Genomic DNA, 15,737 nt, shown 5'->3' with positions numbered 1-15,737 from the left:
GGAGACTCGCAGTCTCTGCATCACCGTGAAGCCCTCGGGGCTTGCTTGAGCCGTGGTGCCTGGAAACCGGGCATGCCCGGTTCTGAGGGGGCGGGGACGCAGCAATGCGTCCCCGCTACCCGACAGCCGTTCCTGAGCGATAGGCGAGTACGGGCCGCACCCCGAGCGGTTGCGGGATCAGTTCGAGGGGGTGATCTGGCGGTTCCGTACCAGCAGTCAGTGGCGGGAGATGCCGGGCGAGTTCGGCCCATGGCCGACGGTCTACGGCCGCTTCCGGGTGTGGAGGGACGCCGGCGTCTTCACCGCACTGCTCGAAGGCTTGATCGCTGAGGCCGCCCCGCCGGGGGCCGACGGACTTGTCCCTGGTAGGGCATCACCGACGGTGCCGACTGAGGCGTCGACGCCGGACGTGGCCACCTGGTCCGGGACCGTCTACGTCGCGTTCGTCGTGGACGTGTTCTCCCGGGCGGTCAAGTGAAGTCGGCGACCCACCGCTCGTTGGGACCGGACGCGGAGAAGTCACGTTGCAGCAGGTCGTCGGCCCGCTCGTGGCCGTCGTCCCGGATGGTGGTGCGGATCTTCTTTCTCCGCGACCATGCGCACCGCACGCTCACGAAGCTCAGCAGGGTAGGGGGACGGACGTGCCATGACTCGATCCTGTCAGGGAATCGAGCCTCCACCAGACCCGGAGCGCTTCAGGATACCTCTGGCCTGGACTCTTGAGCTGAATGGCATGGTTTTCCCCATCATCAATGGGCCTACGCCGGTCGAGCATGCTGGGCGGGACCGGGAGACACGGGATTCAGAGAGCGATCGTTGACCGACGCGCCTCACGAGTTGTGCGCGTCAACGCAGCAGCGACTTGCCGATGATCTCCTTCATGATCTCGGTGGTGCCCGCGAACAGGGTGCTGGCGCGGCTGTCGACGAAGTCCCTGGCGATCTGGTATTCCGTCATGTAGCCGTATCCGCCGTGCAGTTGCAGGCACCGGGAGACGAGTTGCTGCTGGCGTTCGGTCACCCACCACTTGGCCATCGCCGCCTCGGTGGCCGTCAGGCGGCCGGCGACCAGTGCGGCGACGCAGCGGTCCGTGAAGGTCTGGGCGATCTCCGTCTCGGTCGCCAGCTCGGCCAGGGTGAACCGGGTCGCCTGAAGCTTGGACAGCGGGCGTCCGAAGACGACCCGGTCCCGGGTATAGGCGATCGTCTCGTCCAGGACCCGCCGCATGGTGGCGGCCGCGGTCACGGCGACGCTGATGCGCTCCTGCGGCAGGTTCCGCTTCAGGTACTCCATGGCCCGTCCCTCCTCGCCGAGCAGGTTCGCGGCCGGTACGGGCACGCCGGTGAACGACAGTTCCGCGGTGTCCTGGGCGGACAGGCCGAGCTTGTGAAGCTTGCGGCCGCGCTCGAAGCCGGGCATCCCCCGCTCGACGACGAAGAGGCTGAGCCCCTCCTGCCCGCCCTCGGCGGTGGTGCGGGCCACCACGATCACCAGGTCGGCGAGCATGCCGTTGCTGATGAAGGTCTTCGCACCGTTGAGCAGGTAACCGTCCGCCTGCCGTTCGGCACGCGTGCGTATTCCGCGCAGATCGCTGCCGGCGGCGGGCTCGGTCATGGCAATGGCCGCGACGAGGCTGCCGTCGGCGAGTCCCGGCAGCCAGCGAGTCTTCTGCTCATGGGTGGCGAGTTCGCGGAAGTAGGGGGCGATCAGGTCGGTGAAGCCGTTGAGGTTCATGGAGATTGAGGTGGCACCCGCACGGCACAGTTCCTCGATGAGAACCGCGTTGTAGCGGAAGTCGTCCACACCGCTGCCGCCGTACTCCTCCTCCACACCCAGCCCGAGCAGTCCGGCGGCTCCCGCCGCCCGGTACAGCGACCGGTCCACTTCGCCCGCAGCCTCCCAGGACGCGAGATGCGGGGTGACCTCCTTGGCGACGAAAGCCCGGGCCATCCCCCGGAAGTCCTCGTGGTCGGTGTCGTAGAGCTCGCGCTTCATACGGAATGCCTCCTCGATCGTGCATCGGGCGCGCTGCGCCCAGGGAAGCAGAGTATGTCGTACCTGATCCGACCGGAAGTGATCCGACATAAACTCGGACAGGTCCAGGTGAGAAGGGGCGTGCTGAGACCCGGGCGAAAATGGGGACGCGAAGTCCGCGGGACGAGAGGCGAGGGATGACACTGCGCGTGGACCTGCCGCAGGACGAGGCGAAGAACAGCACACAGTTGCTGATCCTGGCCGTCTACGGGCACTACTCACGGCTGCTGCGGGGCTGGTCCTCGGTGGCCGACCTGATCACGCTCATGGAGAGGCTGGGAGTGCCGGCCCAGGCGACCCGCTCGGCCGTGACCCGGATGACCCGCCGCGACCTGCTGGCGCCGCAGCGACGCGGGACGGTCCGCGGCTATGCTGCGACCGCCAAGGCGCGGCTCATCTTCGAGGAGGGCGACGAGGTCGTCTACGCCCCGCTGAAACCGGCCCGGCTGGAGGACGGCTGGGTCATCGTCTCGTTCTCCGTCCCCGAAGCCGAGCGGGAGAAGCGGTACACCCTGCGCAAACGCCTCGTCTGGCTCGGCATGGGCCATCTCGACAGCGGACTGTGGATCGCCCCCGCCCGGGTCCTTCCCACTGTTCTGAAATGGGTACGCCGGCTCGGCCTGGAACAGTACGTCGACGCCTTCACCGCCCACCACGAAGGTCTCGGCGACACCGCCACGCTCGCCCGCCGCGCCTGGAACCTCGAAGAACTCGCCGTCTCATACGACAAGTACCTGAGCTCCTGGTCCCCGGTACTGACCGCCGTCACAGGGCCGGACCGCGTCCGCGAACCCGGCGACGCCTTCGCCGTCTACACCCTGGCCCTTGAGCAGTGGATGCGCTTCCCCTACCTGGACCCGGGCCTGCCGACACAACTGCTGCCGGAGGGCTGGCGCGGCGAGGACGCCCAGGAACTCGCCCACGAGCTCAGAAGACTCCACGAGACCATGGCCTTCGAGTACGTCGCCTCCGTAGTCGGAGACCCCATCGAGCAGTGACGCCCGCCGCGGCACGATCCGCCGAACAGGTGCCAGGCGCGCGAGCACCGCTCAGGAAGACTCGAGAAGCGCCGTCTCCAGCAGTTCGGCGGCCACCCGCCGGGCGGGCTCCCCCGTCTGCTCGGCTATGCGCCGGAAAATCCCTTCTGCCGAGCGGGCGGGCCAGTTCGGGGGAAGGTGCCGGGCGGGCAGCCGGGGATCCGTGCGGATGGTCCCCAGCCACTCGGCGACCAGGCGCAGGTGGGTGGCCAGCGGGTCGACGGAGCAATCGCCGAGGTGCGTGATCCAGCGTTCCTCGAAGGCGGTGTAGCGGGCGGCGACGGTTTCCAGATCCCAGGTGTCGCGGATCATCACACCGATGTCTGTGGCGGCGTCGGCGCGCGCGTGGAAGATCTTCACATGGGCGGCGATGCCCAGCTCGGCGACGATCTCGGAGATGTCGACGTCACCCGGTGCGATCCACAGTCCGCTGTAGAGGGGGCCGAAGCCGGCCCAGGTGAGCCGCGAGCGCAGGTCGTGACGCCGGTGCCGCCAGGCTTCGGGCAGCGAGAAGCCGAGCAGGGTCCAGGTGCCGTCCCAGTCGTCGTTGACCGCGCTGGTGTGCCAGACACGTTTCCGCCCCTTGTGAAGGATCTGCGTAGCGTGCGGGGTCAGGCCGAAGTACATGCGGCGCCCCTGCCGCCGGCGCTGCAGCAGGCCGCGGTTCACCATGCGGGTGAGGGTGGAGCGGACGGCGTGCTCGCCGACTCCCACACGTCCGAGGACGTCGATGATGCTGCCCGAGTACACGCACAGCGGGCCCTCTTCCAGGACATGGTCGCCGAAGAAGGCGAGCAGCAGCGACTGCGGGCGCAGTTGCGGACTGCTGGACGCGGTCGGGGCGGCACCGAGGTACCCGTCATACGGGTCGGAAGAGTTCATCTCGGAGAGTGTCACGTCGGCAAGGGTAAGGCCGCCCACCGTGGGCACGGCGGGCGGCGTGGCGTCAGGGCCGGTACCGGTCGGCGGGGTGGGCGAGGTCATACGGGCGCGGGTGCGGTGCCGGGTGGTAGCGGACGTAGCGGGCAGGCACAGCGGGGTCGTCCTGCCAGGCGCGGGCGTTGAGGGCGGCGGGCTCTGTGCCCTGCCAGTGGCCGGTGGTGATGCGGGTCTCCAGGGCGTGCAGGGCGGCGGACTGCTCGGCGCTGCTGAACGTGCAGTGGCCGGCGTTCTCGACGAATGCCTGGCGCAGCAGAGGTGCGGAGCCTGCCGCGGTGACCGTGCGGCGGTAGGCACTCTCCGCCGATACCGGGATGAGGCCGTCGCCGGTGGTGTGGACAGTCAGTTGCGGCTTGGTCAGCCGGCCGGTGAAGGAACTGGTGAGGGCCATCCGTTCGACGGCCTTGGCGTCGGCGGCGATGCGGGGGGCTCGGTTCAGTGTGGCGAGGTCGGCCTTCAGGGAGAGACCGGCCTTGGCGTAGAGCTCGCCGACCTCCTTGTAGAGGGGCGCGCGGTGGAGCATCGTGGTGTAGTCGACACCCGAATTCCAGGACATGTTGCCCTCGACCCGGCTCTCGGCCTCCTGCCGCCAGGAGAAGGCGGGGAATCTCAACTGGAGCATGAGCGCCTGGTACTGGTTGGCCTGCTGGGCGTCCCAGTCGGTCGGTGCCGGCCGGGTCTGGGAGGGGTCGTTCCACCCGGGGATGTCCTGCAGGGCCGCGGCCAGCGCGATACGGGCCCGCCCGGAGGCCGTCTGCTGCGCCTCGGTGACGGCCGAGGCCAGCGTGTCGGCCGCCTCGGCGGCAGCCTCCCGGCTCCCCAGGCCGGTCAGGGGGATGGCCATGTCCGGTGCGAGCAGCGTCTTCAACGCGAAGACCGGGTCAAGGGTGTTGTTCCAGTTGGCCACGCCGCCCTGGAGCAAGCCGCACATCGACAGTGATCCGCTGATGCGGTCGGGGTGACGTTCGGCGATCATCGCGGTCACCAGCCCACCGTAGGAGGTGCCCCAGGCGATGGTGCGCCGGGCGGGACCGAAGTGCGAGGCGAAGGCGTCGAGCGTGGCGAGTTGGTCCGGCACCGCGTCGGTCACCGCCCAGCCGTTGCTCGCGTACGAGGAGCCGATGAGCGCGTAACCGTCTTTCAACAGCAAGGACTTGGTGGCGTCGTCGGGGGCGTTGCGTGCGGGGTTGGGCAGTCCGGCGGGGTTGTAGCCGTGGCTGTACAGCAGAACCGTGCCGTTCCAGGAGCCCGGCTTGTCCATGACGTAGGTCGCGCCGGACGGCAGCGCGCCCTCCAGGTGGGCATCGGTCTCGGTCGCGTGGGCGGCCGGGGCGAGGGGTGCGGCAAGCAGGAGCGCCGCCAGGCCGACGAGCGAGCGTCTGCTGATACGGGACTTCACGAAGCGGACTCCTTTGTCCTGGAGCTACGCGGCGGCAGTGGGCAGCAGGCCGCGCACCGGATCGATCTGTGCAGTCGTTCTGTACGAGCCCGGCCCGAGGCTCACCGGGCCTTCGCGGTTTTCGTCGTCCGGAGGAATGACACCGCGAAGGTAGGCGCAGCTGCTGCGACCGTCAAGAAGTTGCACAATGTCTCGTGAGTGGGCCCTGGATCTGCTTGCGCCGCATCGCCGACCCGCACCGGCTCCGACCCGGCGTCGGCCCCCGCCCGATAGGGATCGACGGCGGCCGGCGGACCGGTGACGGTTACCGACGGGCCCGTTCGGCAAGAGCGCGCCCAGCCACCGAGCGGCCCGGGGAAGACCACCGTCGGGATCGACGGCAGGGCGCGACGCCGGACCGCCTCGCCGAAGAAGCCGAACACCCGTGTCGGCGGACGGTGATCACGGAACGGCCCTCCCCCGCCCGCCGTCGCCTCTCGCCGCTTCCCGCCATTGACGCCCAATCCGCCTCAGTTTCGCCCCCATTTTTGTTATTAGACAGATGATTGACGTGCGTCACGAACACATCTAACTTCTGCCTGACGTCAAGCGCACCAGCCGCGACCTGCCGACGCTCCGCGCCGGGTCGCGAGCCGCATCTCTTTTTCCTCTCCCTGACGGAAAGGCTTCTCGTGCCCGATCCACTCCTCACTGTGGACGACCTCGCCGTCGCCTATGACAGCGCCGTTCAGGCACTGCGCGGGGTCTCCCTGCGGGTGGACAGCGGTTCCGTCGTGGCAGTGCTCGGCAGCAACGGTGCCGGCAAGACGACCTTGCTGCGGGCGATCTCCCGCTCGCTGCACAGCGTCAATGGCGCGGTCACTGGCGGCAGTATCCATTTCGAGGGCCGGAACCTCGCCCAGCGGGACGCCTCCCAGATGGTCCGCGCGGGGATCGTCCAAGTCCCCGAAGGGCGGCGCATCTTCCGCGACCTCACCGTCGAGGAGAACCTCCGGGTGGGCGGCTGCACCGTCCGCGACAAGCGTGCCCGCAAGGAGGCGTACGACCGGGTCTTCGACCTCTTCCCGGCCCTTGCGGAACGCCGCGATGCGCGCGGCGGCCTGCTCTCCGGCGGACAGCAGCAGATGCTCGCGATGGGCCGGGCGCTGATGGCGTCGCCCAAGCTGTTGCTGCTCGACGAGCCGTCGCTGGGCCTGGCCCCGCAGATGGTCGAGCAGATCGGCGACATCATTGAGCAGATCCATGCGCAGGGCACGTCGGTGCTGCTCATCGAGCAGAACGCCGCGATGGGCCTGCGCGTCGCGGACCACGCCTACGTGCTCGAGGTCGGGGCGATAACCGCCTCAGGGCCCTCGGCCGAGCTGGCGGCGACCGACGAGATCCGTGACCGCTACCTCGGTGTGGGCTCCACTTCCCCTCAGCGGACGGCCGCTGTGAAGGAACCGATTGATGTGCCGGTGCACCTGCAGCGCCCGTCCAGAAAAGCCCAGCAGCTGCGGGTCGAGGATCTGACCGTCCGTTTCGGCGGCCTCACCGCGCTGTCGAACGTGTCCTTCACCGTCGAGGCCGGGACGATCCACGCGCTCATCGGCCCCAACGGTGCCGGCAAGTCGACCTGCATCAACGTCCTCGGGGGCGCCTACCGCGCCACCAGCGGCACGGTGCACTACGGCGACTCCAAGGTCACCGCCCTGCCGTCGCACCGGATCGCCGGCCTGGGTGTCGCCCGCAGCTTCCAGAACATCTCACTGTCGCTGGAGGCCACTGTCGAGGACAACCTGCTCGTCGGCCGGCACCGCCTCATGCACGCCGGTACCGTCATGCAGGCCCTCCGGCTGCCCCGGGCGAGGAAAGAGGAGCGCGCCGAGCGCGAGACCGTGCACCGGATCGCCGCCCTGCTCGACATCGAGCGACTCCTCGGCCATGAGGTGCACGCCCTCTCCTACGGCGACCGCAAGCGGGTGGAGATGGGCCGCGCGCTGGCGGCCGAGCCTACGCTGCTGCTGCTCGACGAGCCGGTCGCCGGTATGGCCCACGGAGAGTCCATGGCCATGGCGGACGCCATCCGGGCGGTCCAGCAGGAACTGCGGCTGTCGATCCTGCTCGTGGAGCACGACATGCCTTTCGTCATGGGCCTGGCCGAACGGATCACCGTACTCGACTTCGGCAAGCGCATTGCCGAGGGATCACCCCAGGACGTACAGCAGGACCCCGAGGTCCTGCGCGCCTACCTCGGAACGGCGGCGGCATGACCTACTTCCTCACCCAACTGGCCAACGGCCTGTCCTACGGCCTGATCCTGGGCCTGATCGCCGTCGGCTTCGTCATCGTGTTCACCTCGACCGGCGTACTGAACTTCGCGCACGGATCCGTGCTGCTGAGCGGCGCATACCTCGTGGCCTCGTTGCAGGGGCCGATCGGCTTCTGGGCGGCGGCCGCCGTCGGCGTCGTCGGTGCGGCCGTGCTCGGGGTACTGATCAACGCGCTCCTCGTGCGCAACCTGGCCGAGGCCAATCCCGGGACAGCGGCCATCCTCATGCTCGGGGTCGACATCGTGCTGCTGACCGAGCTCACCCGCCGTATCGGCAACAACGTGCTCTCCATCGGCGCCCCTTGGGGGGCGGACGTGGTGTCCGTCGGCGGCATTACCCTGCCGACCAGCCGAGTGGTCGCCGCCGGCCTGGCCATTGTCGTGTTCGGCCTGCTCTGGTTCTTGTTCGCGCGCACCGGCGCCGGCATCGCCATGCGGGCCGCGGCCGCGGACAGCGACACCGCGGCAATGATGGGCGTCAGGCCCTCACGCACGGGAGCCGCCGGCTGGGCTCTGGCCGGAGCACTTGCGGCGGTGGCAGGCATCTTCCTCGCGTCCTTCCCCGCGCCCGGCGTGGCGCCGACGCTTGCGCTCAGTTCCTTCGCCGCCATCCCCGCCTGGGTGCTCGGCGGCTTCGACTCCGTCGTCGGTGCGATCGTCAGCGGCCTGATCATCGGTGTCGTCACCGCGCTGGCGGTCGGCTACGAAGCAGAGCTGCACTTCCTCGGGCGCGGCCTGGGCGAAGTCGTGCCCTATGCCGTGATGATCCTCGTTCTGCTCGTGCGGCCGTCCGGGCTGTTCGGCCGTAAGGAGGCGGTCCGTGTCTGATCTCATCCGCCGCGGCCCGATGGTCCTGGGCCTGCTCGTCGCCCTCGCGCTCCCCCTGCTGCTCGACGACTTCTGGCTGCAGACCGGCCTGTTCGCCATGGCCTCGGTCGTCGGAGCGATCGGTCTCACTCTCCTGGTCGGCGTCGCCGGCCAACTCTCCCTGGGTCACGCCTTCTTCGCCGCCCTGGGCGCGTACACCTACGCGTGGACGGTCGGTGATCCGGCGGGACAGGAAGCCGGCCTCGGGCTGCCGCCGCTCGTCGCGCTGGTCCTCGCGGGAGTGGTGTCCGCCGTGGTAGGCGGCCTCTTCAGCCCCATCTCCGGCCGCCTGAGAGGCATCTACCTGGGCCTGGCCACGATCGGGCTGGTCTTCCTCGCCCGGCATCTCATGGTCAACCTCGAGGCACTGACGGGTGGATTCAACGGCCGGACCGTCGAGCCGTTCTCCGTGCCGGGCTTCAGCTTCAGCAATGCCGCCCCGGACTACCTCGCTGTGGCCGGCGTCCAGTTCGAAGGCCTCCACCGGCTCTGGTACCTGTTCCTCGGCATCGCAGTGCTCTCCGCCTGGCTGGGCCGCAACCTCCGCGCCGGCCGCACCGGCCGGGCTCTGGCCAACGTCCGCGACAGCGAGGTGGCAGCCGCCGCCATGGGCGTCAACGTGGCCCGAGCCAAGGCCACCGCGTTCGTCATCTCCTCCGCCTACGCCGGGATCGCCGGTGCGCTGATGGCCCTTGCGTACGGCCGGATCGCGCCCGACCTGTTCGGCATCCAGCTGTCGATCGACTTTCTGGTGATGATCGTGCTCGGTGGCCTCGGTTCGATCGCCGGCGCCACGGCGGGCGCCGTGTTCGTGGTCGCGTTGCCGCTGGTCCTCGCGCAGTACAGCTCCCAGCTGCCGTTCCTCGCCGCTCCGGGTTCCGGAGGACTGGACGCGGCGACCCTGGCCCGGCTGCTCTACGGCGCGGCCATCATCGCCGTCCTGCTCTTCCTGCGCGGCGGCCTGGCCGGCGCCGCGAGCCGCATCCGCCACCGGCGCTCAGCACACCAACGCGGCACAGGTGGCCCACCCCTTGTCCCCACACCGTCGCCGGACCCGTCCGGAGCGACGGAACCCCCACCCTCACAACCCGCCGTCTCCACCCGCTCGGAGGAAAAGTCATGAGAAACGGCACCCGCACCACGCTGGCCATCGCCGGCTGCTGCATCGTCGCGCTCGCCGCGTGCTCCACCAAGGACCCGAACGCCTCCGGAAACGGGTCCGGTGGTCAGAGCGACGTCAAGGCGGGCGCCGGTGTCACCGACGACGCGATCACGGTCGGCATGCTCACCGACCTCTCCGGGCCCTTCGCCGCCGGCGCCGCGGTCCAGGTGGCCGAGACGAAGGCGTACTACGCCCAGGTCAACAAGGACGGCGGCGTCTGCGACCGCCAGGTGAAAGTGGACGTTCAGGACCACGGCTACGACCCGCAGAAGGCCGTCACGCTCTACCGCAGCATGGCACCGAACGTCCTCGCCCTGCAGCAGGTGCTGGGCGGCCCGACGTCGGCTGCGGTCCTGCCCCTGGCCCAGGCCGACCACCTCTACCTCGGCGGCTTCGGCTGGGCGGGCAACTCCCTGAAGTACGACAACGCCCAGATACCCGGCACGACCTACAGCGTCGAGGCCGCCAACGCCATCGACTACCTGGTCGACGAGCTCGGAGTGAAGAAGGGCGACAAGGTGGGCGTCGTCTACTTCACCGGGGACTACGGCAACGACTCCTTGGCCGGTGCGGAATACGCGGCCGAAAAGCGCGGCCTCAAGATCGTGCCGCAGGAAATCACCCCCAAGGACACCGACATGTCCGCTCAGGCGTCGGCGCTGAAGAAGGCCGGGGCGTCGGCGGTGATCCTTGCCGCCGCTCCCCCGCAGCTCGCCTCGCTCGCCGGCGTCCTCGCCTCCCAGAAGGTGAACGTCCCGGTCATCGGTCACGCCCCGACGTTCAACCCGGCCCTGCTGGACAGCCCGGCCGGCCCGGCCCTGCTGAAGAACTACTACGCGTTCACCAGCACGGCCCCGTACAGCTCGGACGAGCCGGGGGTCAAGAAGGCCGTGGACCTCTACGAGGCCGCCGCGCCCAAGGGGGCGAAGGGCTTTGAGGTGCCGTTGGCGTACGCGCAGGCGGAGCTGCTGACCGATGCCATGAAGGGCGCCTGCGAGGCCGGGAACCTGACCCCGGAGGGTGTCGTGGAAGCGATGCGGAAGACCTCCGACCTCGACCTGGACGGCCTGCTCACCACGTCTCTCGACTACACCGACCCGTCGCAGCCGCCGACGCGCACCGTCTTCGTCTCCCGTGCGGACGCCGACACACCGGGCGGTCTCAAGCTGGGCGAGACCTTCGAGGGCCCCAGCGGCAAGGGCTACACCTTCAAGTGAGCCCTGCCCCCAACCCACGGAGCGAGCCGAGTTCCCAGCTCTCCGACCACCGGCCCGGCAGAGCGCGTCACGATGACCTGCTCCGCCGGGCCACCCGGCTCGGGCGCCGGTGGTCTCCATGCTCTCTCGGGCACACCGGTGCCGGACCTCCCCTCATTCCTGGATCCTCACGCTTGCGATCGGCCGACCCGGACAGGCCGTGCACTCGCCCCTCGCCAACCCGGCGTCACCACCAAGGATGGAACCGAGCCGCTCCGACCACCGCTGGAAGGGGCGCGCATCCGAAGAGGACCACCGCGGAAACGGCGGCCCGACCACGGGCCGGCCGGACGTCCGGCCACTGCGTCGGCAAACGCTCCGTTCCCGGCGGGCCGGCACCGCAACCGTAACTCCCCACCTCTGAAGGAACGCACGATGCGCAACGAGGGACTGGAATCGTGGCCCGCACGCCGGGCCAGGTCCTGGCCGCATCGGCCGCGCGCCGTCGCGCAGTCTGGTCAGCCAAATCATTCTGCGCGCGGCCGGTCGACCGGATTGTTCGGTCCGCCTGGCGTGGTGATGCGGAACGCCAGATGCGCGCCGTGCGGTGTGTCCTGGACCGTCAGGGTGCCTCCGTGGGCGGTGGCGATGTCGCGGGCGATGGCCAGGCCGAGTCCGGATCCGCCCGCGTCGCGTGCCCGGGCCTCGTCCAGTCGATGGAAGCGCTGGAACACCTGCTCACGGGAGGCAGCCGGGATGCCCGGGCCGTCGTCGATCACGTCCAGCCCGTCGGCCGTGACCCGGACGGTGACTTGAGAGGCGGCGTGACGGACCGCGTTCGCCACGAGATTGGCCACCATGCGTTCCAGGTGCGAGCGGGAGCCGGTCACGATGACGTCGCACTCCAGCTCCAGCGCGATCTTCACTGGGGCCGGGCGTGCGGTGGCCTCGGCCGCCACCTGTGCCAGATCGACATCTGTGCCGATCAGTGGTTCGCCGCCGTCGAGCCGGGCGAGGAGCAGCAGATCACCGGTCAGCTCCTTGATACGGGCCACGTCGGTCAGTGCTTCGGTGACGAGGGCGGGTGCCTGCGTCATCCCGAGTTCGAGTCGGGCGCTCAGCGTGGCGACGGGGTTGCGCAGTTCGTGGGCGGCGTCGGCGACGAACTGCTTGTGCCGATCCACCGCGGACTCCAGCTGGCCCAGGGTGACGTTCATGGTCCGGGCGAGACGTGCGACCTCGTCGCGGGTCACGGGCTCGGGCACGCGGCGGTGGAGGTTCTTGGCGGTGATGTCGGCGAAGGTGGTCCTGATCGATTCCACCGGGGCGAGCACCCGGCCCATCAACTGCCATGTCATCACGGCCATCAGCACCACCAGCGCCGGGACACCCACCAAGAGCAACTGCTCAAGCATGTCGAGGGCGTTCCGCACGGGGGCCAGCGAGACGCGGGCCTTCACCGTCACGGGGCCGTCGATGGTGTCCACGACCGTGCTGGCGGTCGCGTAGCCGTCGGCCAGGACCACCTTCTCGCCGCCCGTGCCGGCACCGTTCGCGCTCTTCTCCGGTGTCGGCTCCGCGCTGCCCACCTCACCGGGTGGAGCCGCGTCGAGGGGCGGGCCCTCCTTGAGTGCCGCGGCACTGGCCCTGACCTTTCGGGCTGCCTCGTCCGCGACACCGCCTTGCAGACTGTCGCGCAACGTGAGGATCAGCACCAGGGAGGCCGCGGTCAGTACCGTGGCCACGATGACGGTCGCGGCCAGGGTCACCCGCAGCCGCACCGACAGCCGGTTCACGGAAGCTCCAGAAGATAGCCGCTGCCTCGCACGGTTGTCAGCGTGCGGGCCCCGAACGGCGCGTCGATCTTGCGGCGCAGGGCACTGATGTAGACCTCGACGATGTTGGGATCGCCGTCGAAGGCGAAATCCCAGGCGTGCTGGAGCAGTTCCGTCTTGGTCACCAGCTGGCCGGCCCGGCGGGCCAGCAGGTGCAGCACAGCGAACTCCTTGGGAGTCAGCGCGATGTGTACGCCGCCGCGCCGGGCGCACGCCGCCGCCGGGTCCACCTGCAGATCCCCCACCTCGATGACGGCGGGCCGTTCCTGCGCCCCGCGGCGGACGAGAGCCCGCAGCCGCGCCAGCAGCACCGCGAAGGAGAACGGTTTGGCCAGGTAGTCGTCCGCACCGCTGTCCAACGACTGGACCTCGTCGAGTTCACCGTCCATGGCGGTCAGCATCATGATCGGTGTCCAGTTGCCGGCTTCCCGCAACTTCCGGCACACGGCGAAGCCGTTGAGGCCTGGCAGCATCACGTCCAGCACGATCGCGTCGTACTGGTGCTCACCGGCCATCCAGACGGCCTCGCTGCCGTCACCGACCACGTCCACGGCGAAACCCTTGTCCACCAGTCCGGACTTGATGACGTCGGCGAGTCGTTGTTCGTCCTCGACCAGAAGCAGGCGCATCCGCTCAGTTTCCGCCATCCGAGCTGAAAAAATCCTGAAGATGGCCTTCAGAAGCGTTTCAGGCACCACCCGGCAAGCTTGCCGCCATGAACACGACCACCCCAAGCTTCCGCGTCAGGCGTCTGACGACGGCCGTCGCGCTCGCCGCCCTTGTGCTCACCGGATGCGGGACCAGCACGGCCGCCATGGCCCCGGACGAGAACAGCGCCACACCACAGGCTCTCTCCGGAATCTGCGCGGCCTCCACGCAGCGAAACGGCATCGTGCACTGCACGAAACTCTTTCCGGGAAAGAAGCCGATCCGACTGCCAGGCGACCCGTCCCGCACACAGCGCTACGGAGCCCTCAAGCGCGGCGGAACGACGTTCCACACCCGAGGCGGCGATCTGCCGCTCGCCGCCGCCGTCGCCAGGCAACTGAAAGCGGGAGCCGACAACGGCCGTACCGCCTACGCGGACACGATCTACCTCGCGACGATCTCCAAAGGCACCGTCACCAAGATCAAAGCGGTGGCGGACATCGAGGAGAACGCGGTCCTTCGTGCCGCCTTTGCCGGCCGGGCCATGGAGGGCACCATCGGTGTCCGCACCCGACAGGGTGACTACGCCGCCCGCGCAACCCTCCCCGTCCGTATCGCATTCGCCAAGTCACCGGTCCACGGGGAACTGACCGGAAAGATCACCAACGCGACCAGGGCCGTCCGAAGCGCCAAGGGCTCCTGCTTCGCCCCACTCAACCGCACCGAGGCGAATCCTCTTGTCGGAGAGTTCACCGCCAAGATCGCCCTTGAGCGTGTCTCCTCCATGCACGCGGCGTTCGACGACGAACTCCTCCTCAAGTGGTCCGGCGGCGCGAGCAACATGGGCCACGCGTACTACCCGAGCATCGCGACCCTGCTCGGCGGGGATCCGCTCGGCCGGACCTGGGAGACACTGCTCCACGGGACACCGTCGGCCGGCCCGCCCGTCAACCTTCGCCTCGTCAGCGGCGGCGGTGGAACCTGCTGACGACATGACCGGACAACCATCCCACCTTTACGGCACCCCCACCGCACCCCGCGTGGCCGTCCGCGGCGAAGCCCACCTCGAAGTCGACCCCGACCTCGCCCGTATCGGCATCACCGTCACCGCCCGCGGCACCGATCGAGGCGACACCCTCAGCGACCTCACCCGCCGGAACACCGCCGCCCTCGACCTCATCAGAAGCTACGGCGACGTCGTCGAACGCCTGGAGACCGGCACGCTGGCCATCACTCCCCAACTCACCGAACGCGGCCGCCGCGAACGCGTCCGCGCCTACTATGGCCACGTCCGCACCACCGCCGAACTCACCGACTTCACCGCCCTCGGCGAACTCACCACCCGCCTCGCCCAACTCGACCTCACCAGCGTCGACGGTCCCTGGTGGGCCCTGCGCCCCGACTCATCCGTCCACCGCGCAGCACGCCGCACCGCCGTCCACGACGCCGTCCGCCGCGCCCGCGAATACGCTGAGGCCCTCGACGCCACCCTTGTCGCCCTCGTCGAGCTCTCCGACAGCAGCCTCAACGCCCCGGTGTCGGCCGATTACGGCCCGTACGGCGCTGTCAGCACCGAGGGCCTCGACGGAGCCGAACCGCCAGACGCCATACACCTGCAACCCGGACGACAGATCGTCACCGCCCAAGTCGAAGCCCATTTCGTCATGACCCCACCGCGACTGTGACCGAAACCGCTCCGCTCTCCTGCGCACACAAGAGGGCCGCACTGTGCAAGACCACACAGGAGGCACTGACGCCGCCGGTCAGGTGGTCGAGATGGGCAAGCACGGTACGTCCCGTACGACCGGCACGGCACCGCGGTGAACCACACCGGTGCGGTGACGGCCGCGGACTTCATCGCGTCAGCTCCTCCTGCCCTTTGCCGCTGTCGCAGGGCGGGAGAACGGCACCGCTCGTCCGGGTCGAGGTCGAACGTTCACCGATGCTTGAAGCTGGTGGAGCCAGCTTGCCCCGGGCGCCCGCGCGATCCGGGAGTCGTGGTTTGTTGCCGTGTACGAGGGCCAGATTCCTGTCTCCCGCAGCTTTCGGCCCGCGCGGAGGGGCTGCACGGACACAATGCAGGCACATCCCGGCTCCCCCTGCGGCACCGGAGTTGCTCTCGGTGACGGCCGATCGGCTCGGCGAGCCTCCGTCACTCGTCGGGGGCGGTCCGGAAGCTCGGGGTTGCGTCCTGAGAAGTGGTGTATGGGCTCCCACCTGATCCGGGTGTTTGTCCCGGCGTCGGAGTGAGTGTCCGGATAGAAGAACGGCCACCGGCTGATCTTCGAGTTGTCGAAAGCTCGAAGGAG

At 69.2% G+C, this 15,737-nt stretch carries 14 protein-coding genes and 1 pseudogene; 9 read left to right on the top strand and 6 right to left on the bottom strand.

Annotated elements, in window-relative coordinates; all coding sequences use genetic code 11:
- Nucleotides 1-139: 139 nt before the first annotated feature.
- Nucleotides 140-404 (top strand): annotated as a pseudogene (locus EF387_RS45315) (transposase); the annotation flags it as partial.
- A gap of 66 nt (nucleotides 405-470) precedes the next feature.
- Here EF387_RS45315 and EF387_RS46990 read toward each other — a convergent pair.
- Complete coding sequence (locus EF387_RS46990) at nucleotides 471-614, bottom strand: hypothetical protein (RefSeq protein WP_155589846.1); 144 nt, start codon at nucleotides 612-614, stop codon at nucleotides 471-473.
- 232 nt (nucleotides 615-846) lie between these two features.
- Nucleotides 847-1,995, bottom strand: coding sequence for an acyl-CoA dehydrogenase family protein (locus EF387_RS45310; RefSeq protein ID WP_128382416.1), 1,149 nt, complete (start codon nucleotides 1,993-1,995; stop codon nucleotides 847-849).
- A gap of 176 nt (nucleotides 1,996-2,171) precedes the next feature.
- Here EF387_RS45310 and EF387_RS45305 point away from each other — a divergent pair, with 176 nt between their 5' ends.
- Nucleotides 2,172-3,032: a PaaX family transcriptional regulator gene (locus EF387_RS45305; RefSeq protein WP_162467355.1), complete on the top strand. Its 861-nt coding sequence runs from the start codon at nucleotides 2,172-2,174 to the stop codon at nucleotides 3,030-3,032.
- 51 nt (nucleotides 3,033-3,083) lie between these two features.
- Here the strand turns inward: EF387_RS45305 and EF387_RS45300 are convergent, their stop codons facing one another.
- Nucleotides 3,084-3,953, bottom strand: a complete 870-nt coding sequence (locus tag EF387_RS45300; RefSeq protein WP_128382418.1) for a PaaX family transcriptional regulator — start codon at nucleotides 3,951-3,953, stop codon at nucleotides 3,084-3,086.
- A 64-nt stretch (nucleotides 3,954-4,017) separates the two neighbouring features.
- The gene (locus EF387_RS45295; RefSeq protein ID WP_128382414.1) at nucleotides 4,018-5,409 is read right to left on the bottom strand and encodes an alpha/beta hydrolase family protein; all 1,392 of its coding nucleotides are present in this window, start codon (nucleotides 5,407-5,409) and stop codon (nucleotides 4,018-4,020) included.
- Nucleotides 5,410-6,080: 671 nt separating this feature from the next.
- On the opposite strand from EF387_RS45295, the gene EF387_RS49855 reads away from it, so the two are divergent.
- The 4 genes from EF387_RS49855 to EF387_RS45275 are packed head-to-tail and all read left to right on the top strand — an operon-like array spanning nucleotide 6,081 to nucleotide 10,966.
- On the top strand, nucleotides 6,081-7,661 hold the full coding sequence (locus EF387_RS49855; RefSeq protein ID WP_128382413.1) for an ATP-binding cassette domain-containing protein: 1,581 nt from the start codon (nucleotides 6,081-6,083) through the stop codon (nucleotides 7,659-7,661).
- Nucleotides 7,658-8,548, top strand: coding sequence for a branched-chain amino acid ABC transporter permease (locus EF387_RS45285; RefSeq protein ID WP_128382412.1), 891 nt, complete (start codon nucleotides 7,658-7,660; stop codon nucleotides 8,546-8,548). The genes EF387_RS49855 and EF387_RS45285 overlap by 4 nt, the downstream gene beginning before the upstream one ends.
- Entirely contained in the window at nucleotides 8,541-9,710 is a 1,170-nt protein-coding gene (locus EF387_RS45280; RefSeq protein ID WP_238432076.1) for a branched-chain amino acid ABC transporter permease, read from the top strand. Before EF387_RS45285 ends, EF387_RS45280 begins: the two co-directional genes overlap by 8 nt.
- Nucleotides 9,707-10,966: an ABC transporter substrate-binding protein gene (locus EF387_RS45275; protein ID WP_128382411.1), complete on the top strand. Its 1,260-nt coding sequence runs from the start codon at nucleotides 9,707-9,709 to the stop codon at nucleotides 10,964-10,966. The genes EF387_RS45280 and EF387_RS45275 overlap by 4 nt, the downstream gene beginning before the upstream one ends.
- Nucleotides 10,967-11,472: 506 nt before the next feature.
- Here the strand turns inward: EF387_RS45275 and EF387_RS45270 are convergent.
- Both EF387_RS45270 and EF387_RS45265 read right to left on the bottom strand, forming a co-directional pair.
- Nucleotides 11,473-12,741, bottom strand: coding sequence for a sensor histidine kinase (locus tag EF387_RS45270; RefSeq protein WP_128382410.1), 1,269 nt, complete (start codon nucleotides 12,739-12,741; stop codon nucleotides 11,473-11,475).
- Complete coding sequence (locus EF387_RS45265) at nucleotides 12,738-13,409, bottom strand: response regulator transcription factor (RefSeq protein ID WP_202918591.1); 672 nt, start codon at nucleotides 13,407-13,409, stop codon at nucleotides 12,738-12,740. The genes EF387_RS45270 and EF387_RS45265 overlap by 4 nt, the downstream gene beginning before the upstream one ends.
- Nucleotides 13,410-13,495: 86 nt before the next feature.
- Here EF387_RS45265 and EF387_RS45260 point away from each other — a divergent pair, with 86 nt between their 5' ends.
- The 3 genes from EF387_RS45260 to EF387_RS49850 are packed head-to-tail and all read left to right on the top strand — an operon-like array spanning nucleotide 13,496 to nucleotide 15,252.
- Nucleotides 13,496-14,416, top strand: a complete 921-nt coding sequence (locus EF387_RS45260; protein ID WP_128382408.1) for a hypothetical protein — start codon at nucleotides 13,496-13,498, stop codon at nucleotides 14,414-14,416.
- Nucleotides 14,417-14,420: 4 nt separating this feature from the next.
- The gene (locus EF387_RS45255) at nucleotides 14,421-15,113 is read left to right on the top strand and encodes an SIMPL domain-containing protein (protein WP_128382407.1); all 693 of its coding nucleotides are present in this window, start codon (nucleotides 14,421-14,423) and stop codon (nucleotides 15,111-15,113) included.
- A gap of 43 nt (nucleotides 15,114-15,156) precedes the next feature.
- Entirely contained in the window at nucleotides 15,157-15,252 is a 96-nt protein-coding gene (locus EF387_RS49850; protein WP_338058170.1) for a putative ATP-grasp-modified RiPP, read from the top strand.
- Nucleotides 15,253-15,737: the final 485 nt, after the last annotated feature.

The sequence above is a fragment of the Streptomyces cavernae genome (assembly GCF_004023625.1).
Lineage (GTDB): Bacteria > Actinomycetota > Actinomycetes > Streptomycetales > Streptomycetaceae > Streptomyces > Streptomyces cavernae.
Note: the sequence above shows the minus strand (reverse complement) of the source record. Positions and strands in the feature narration are given on the sequence as shown.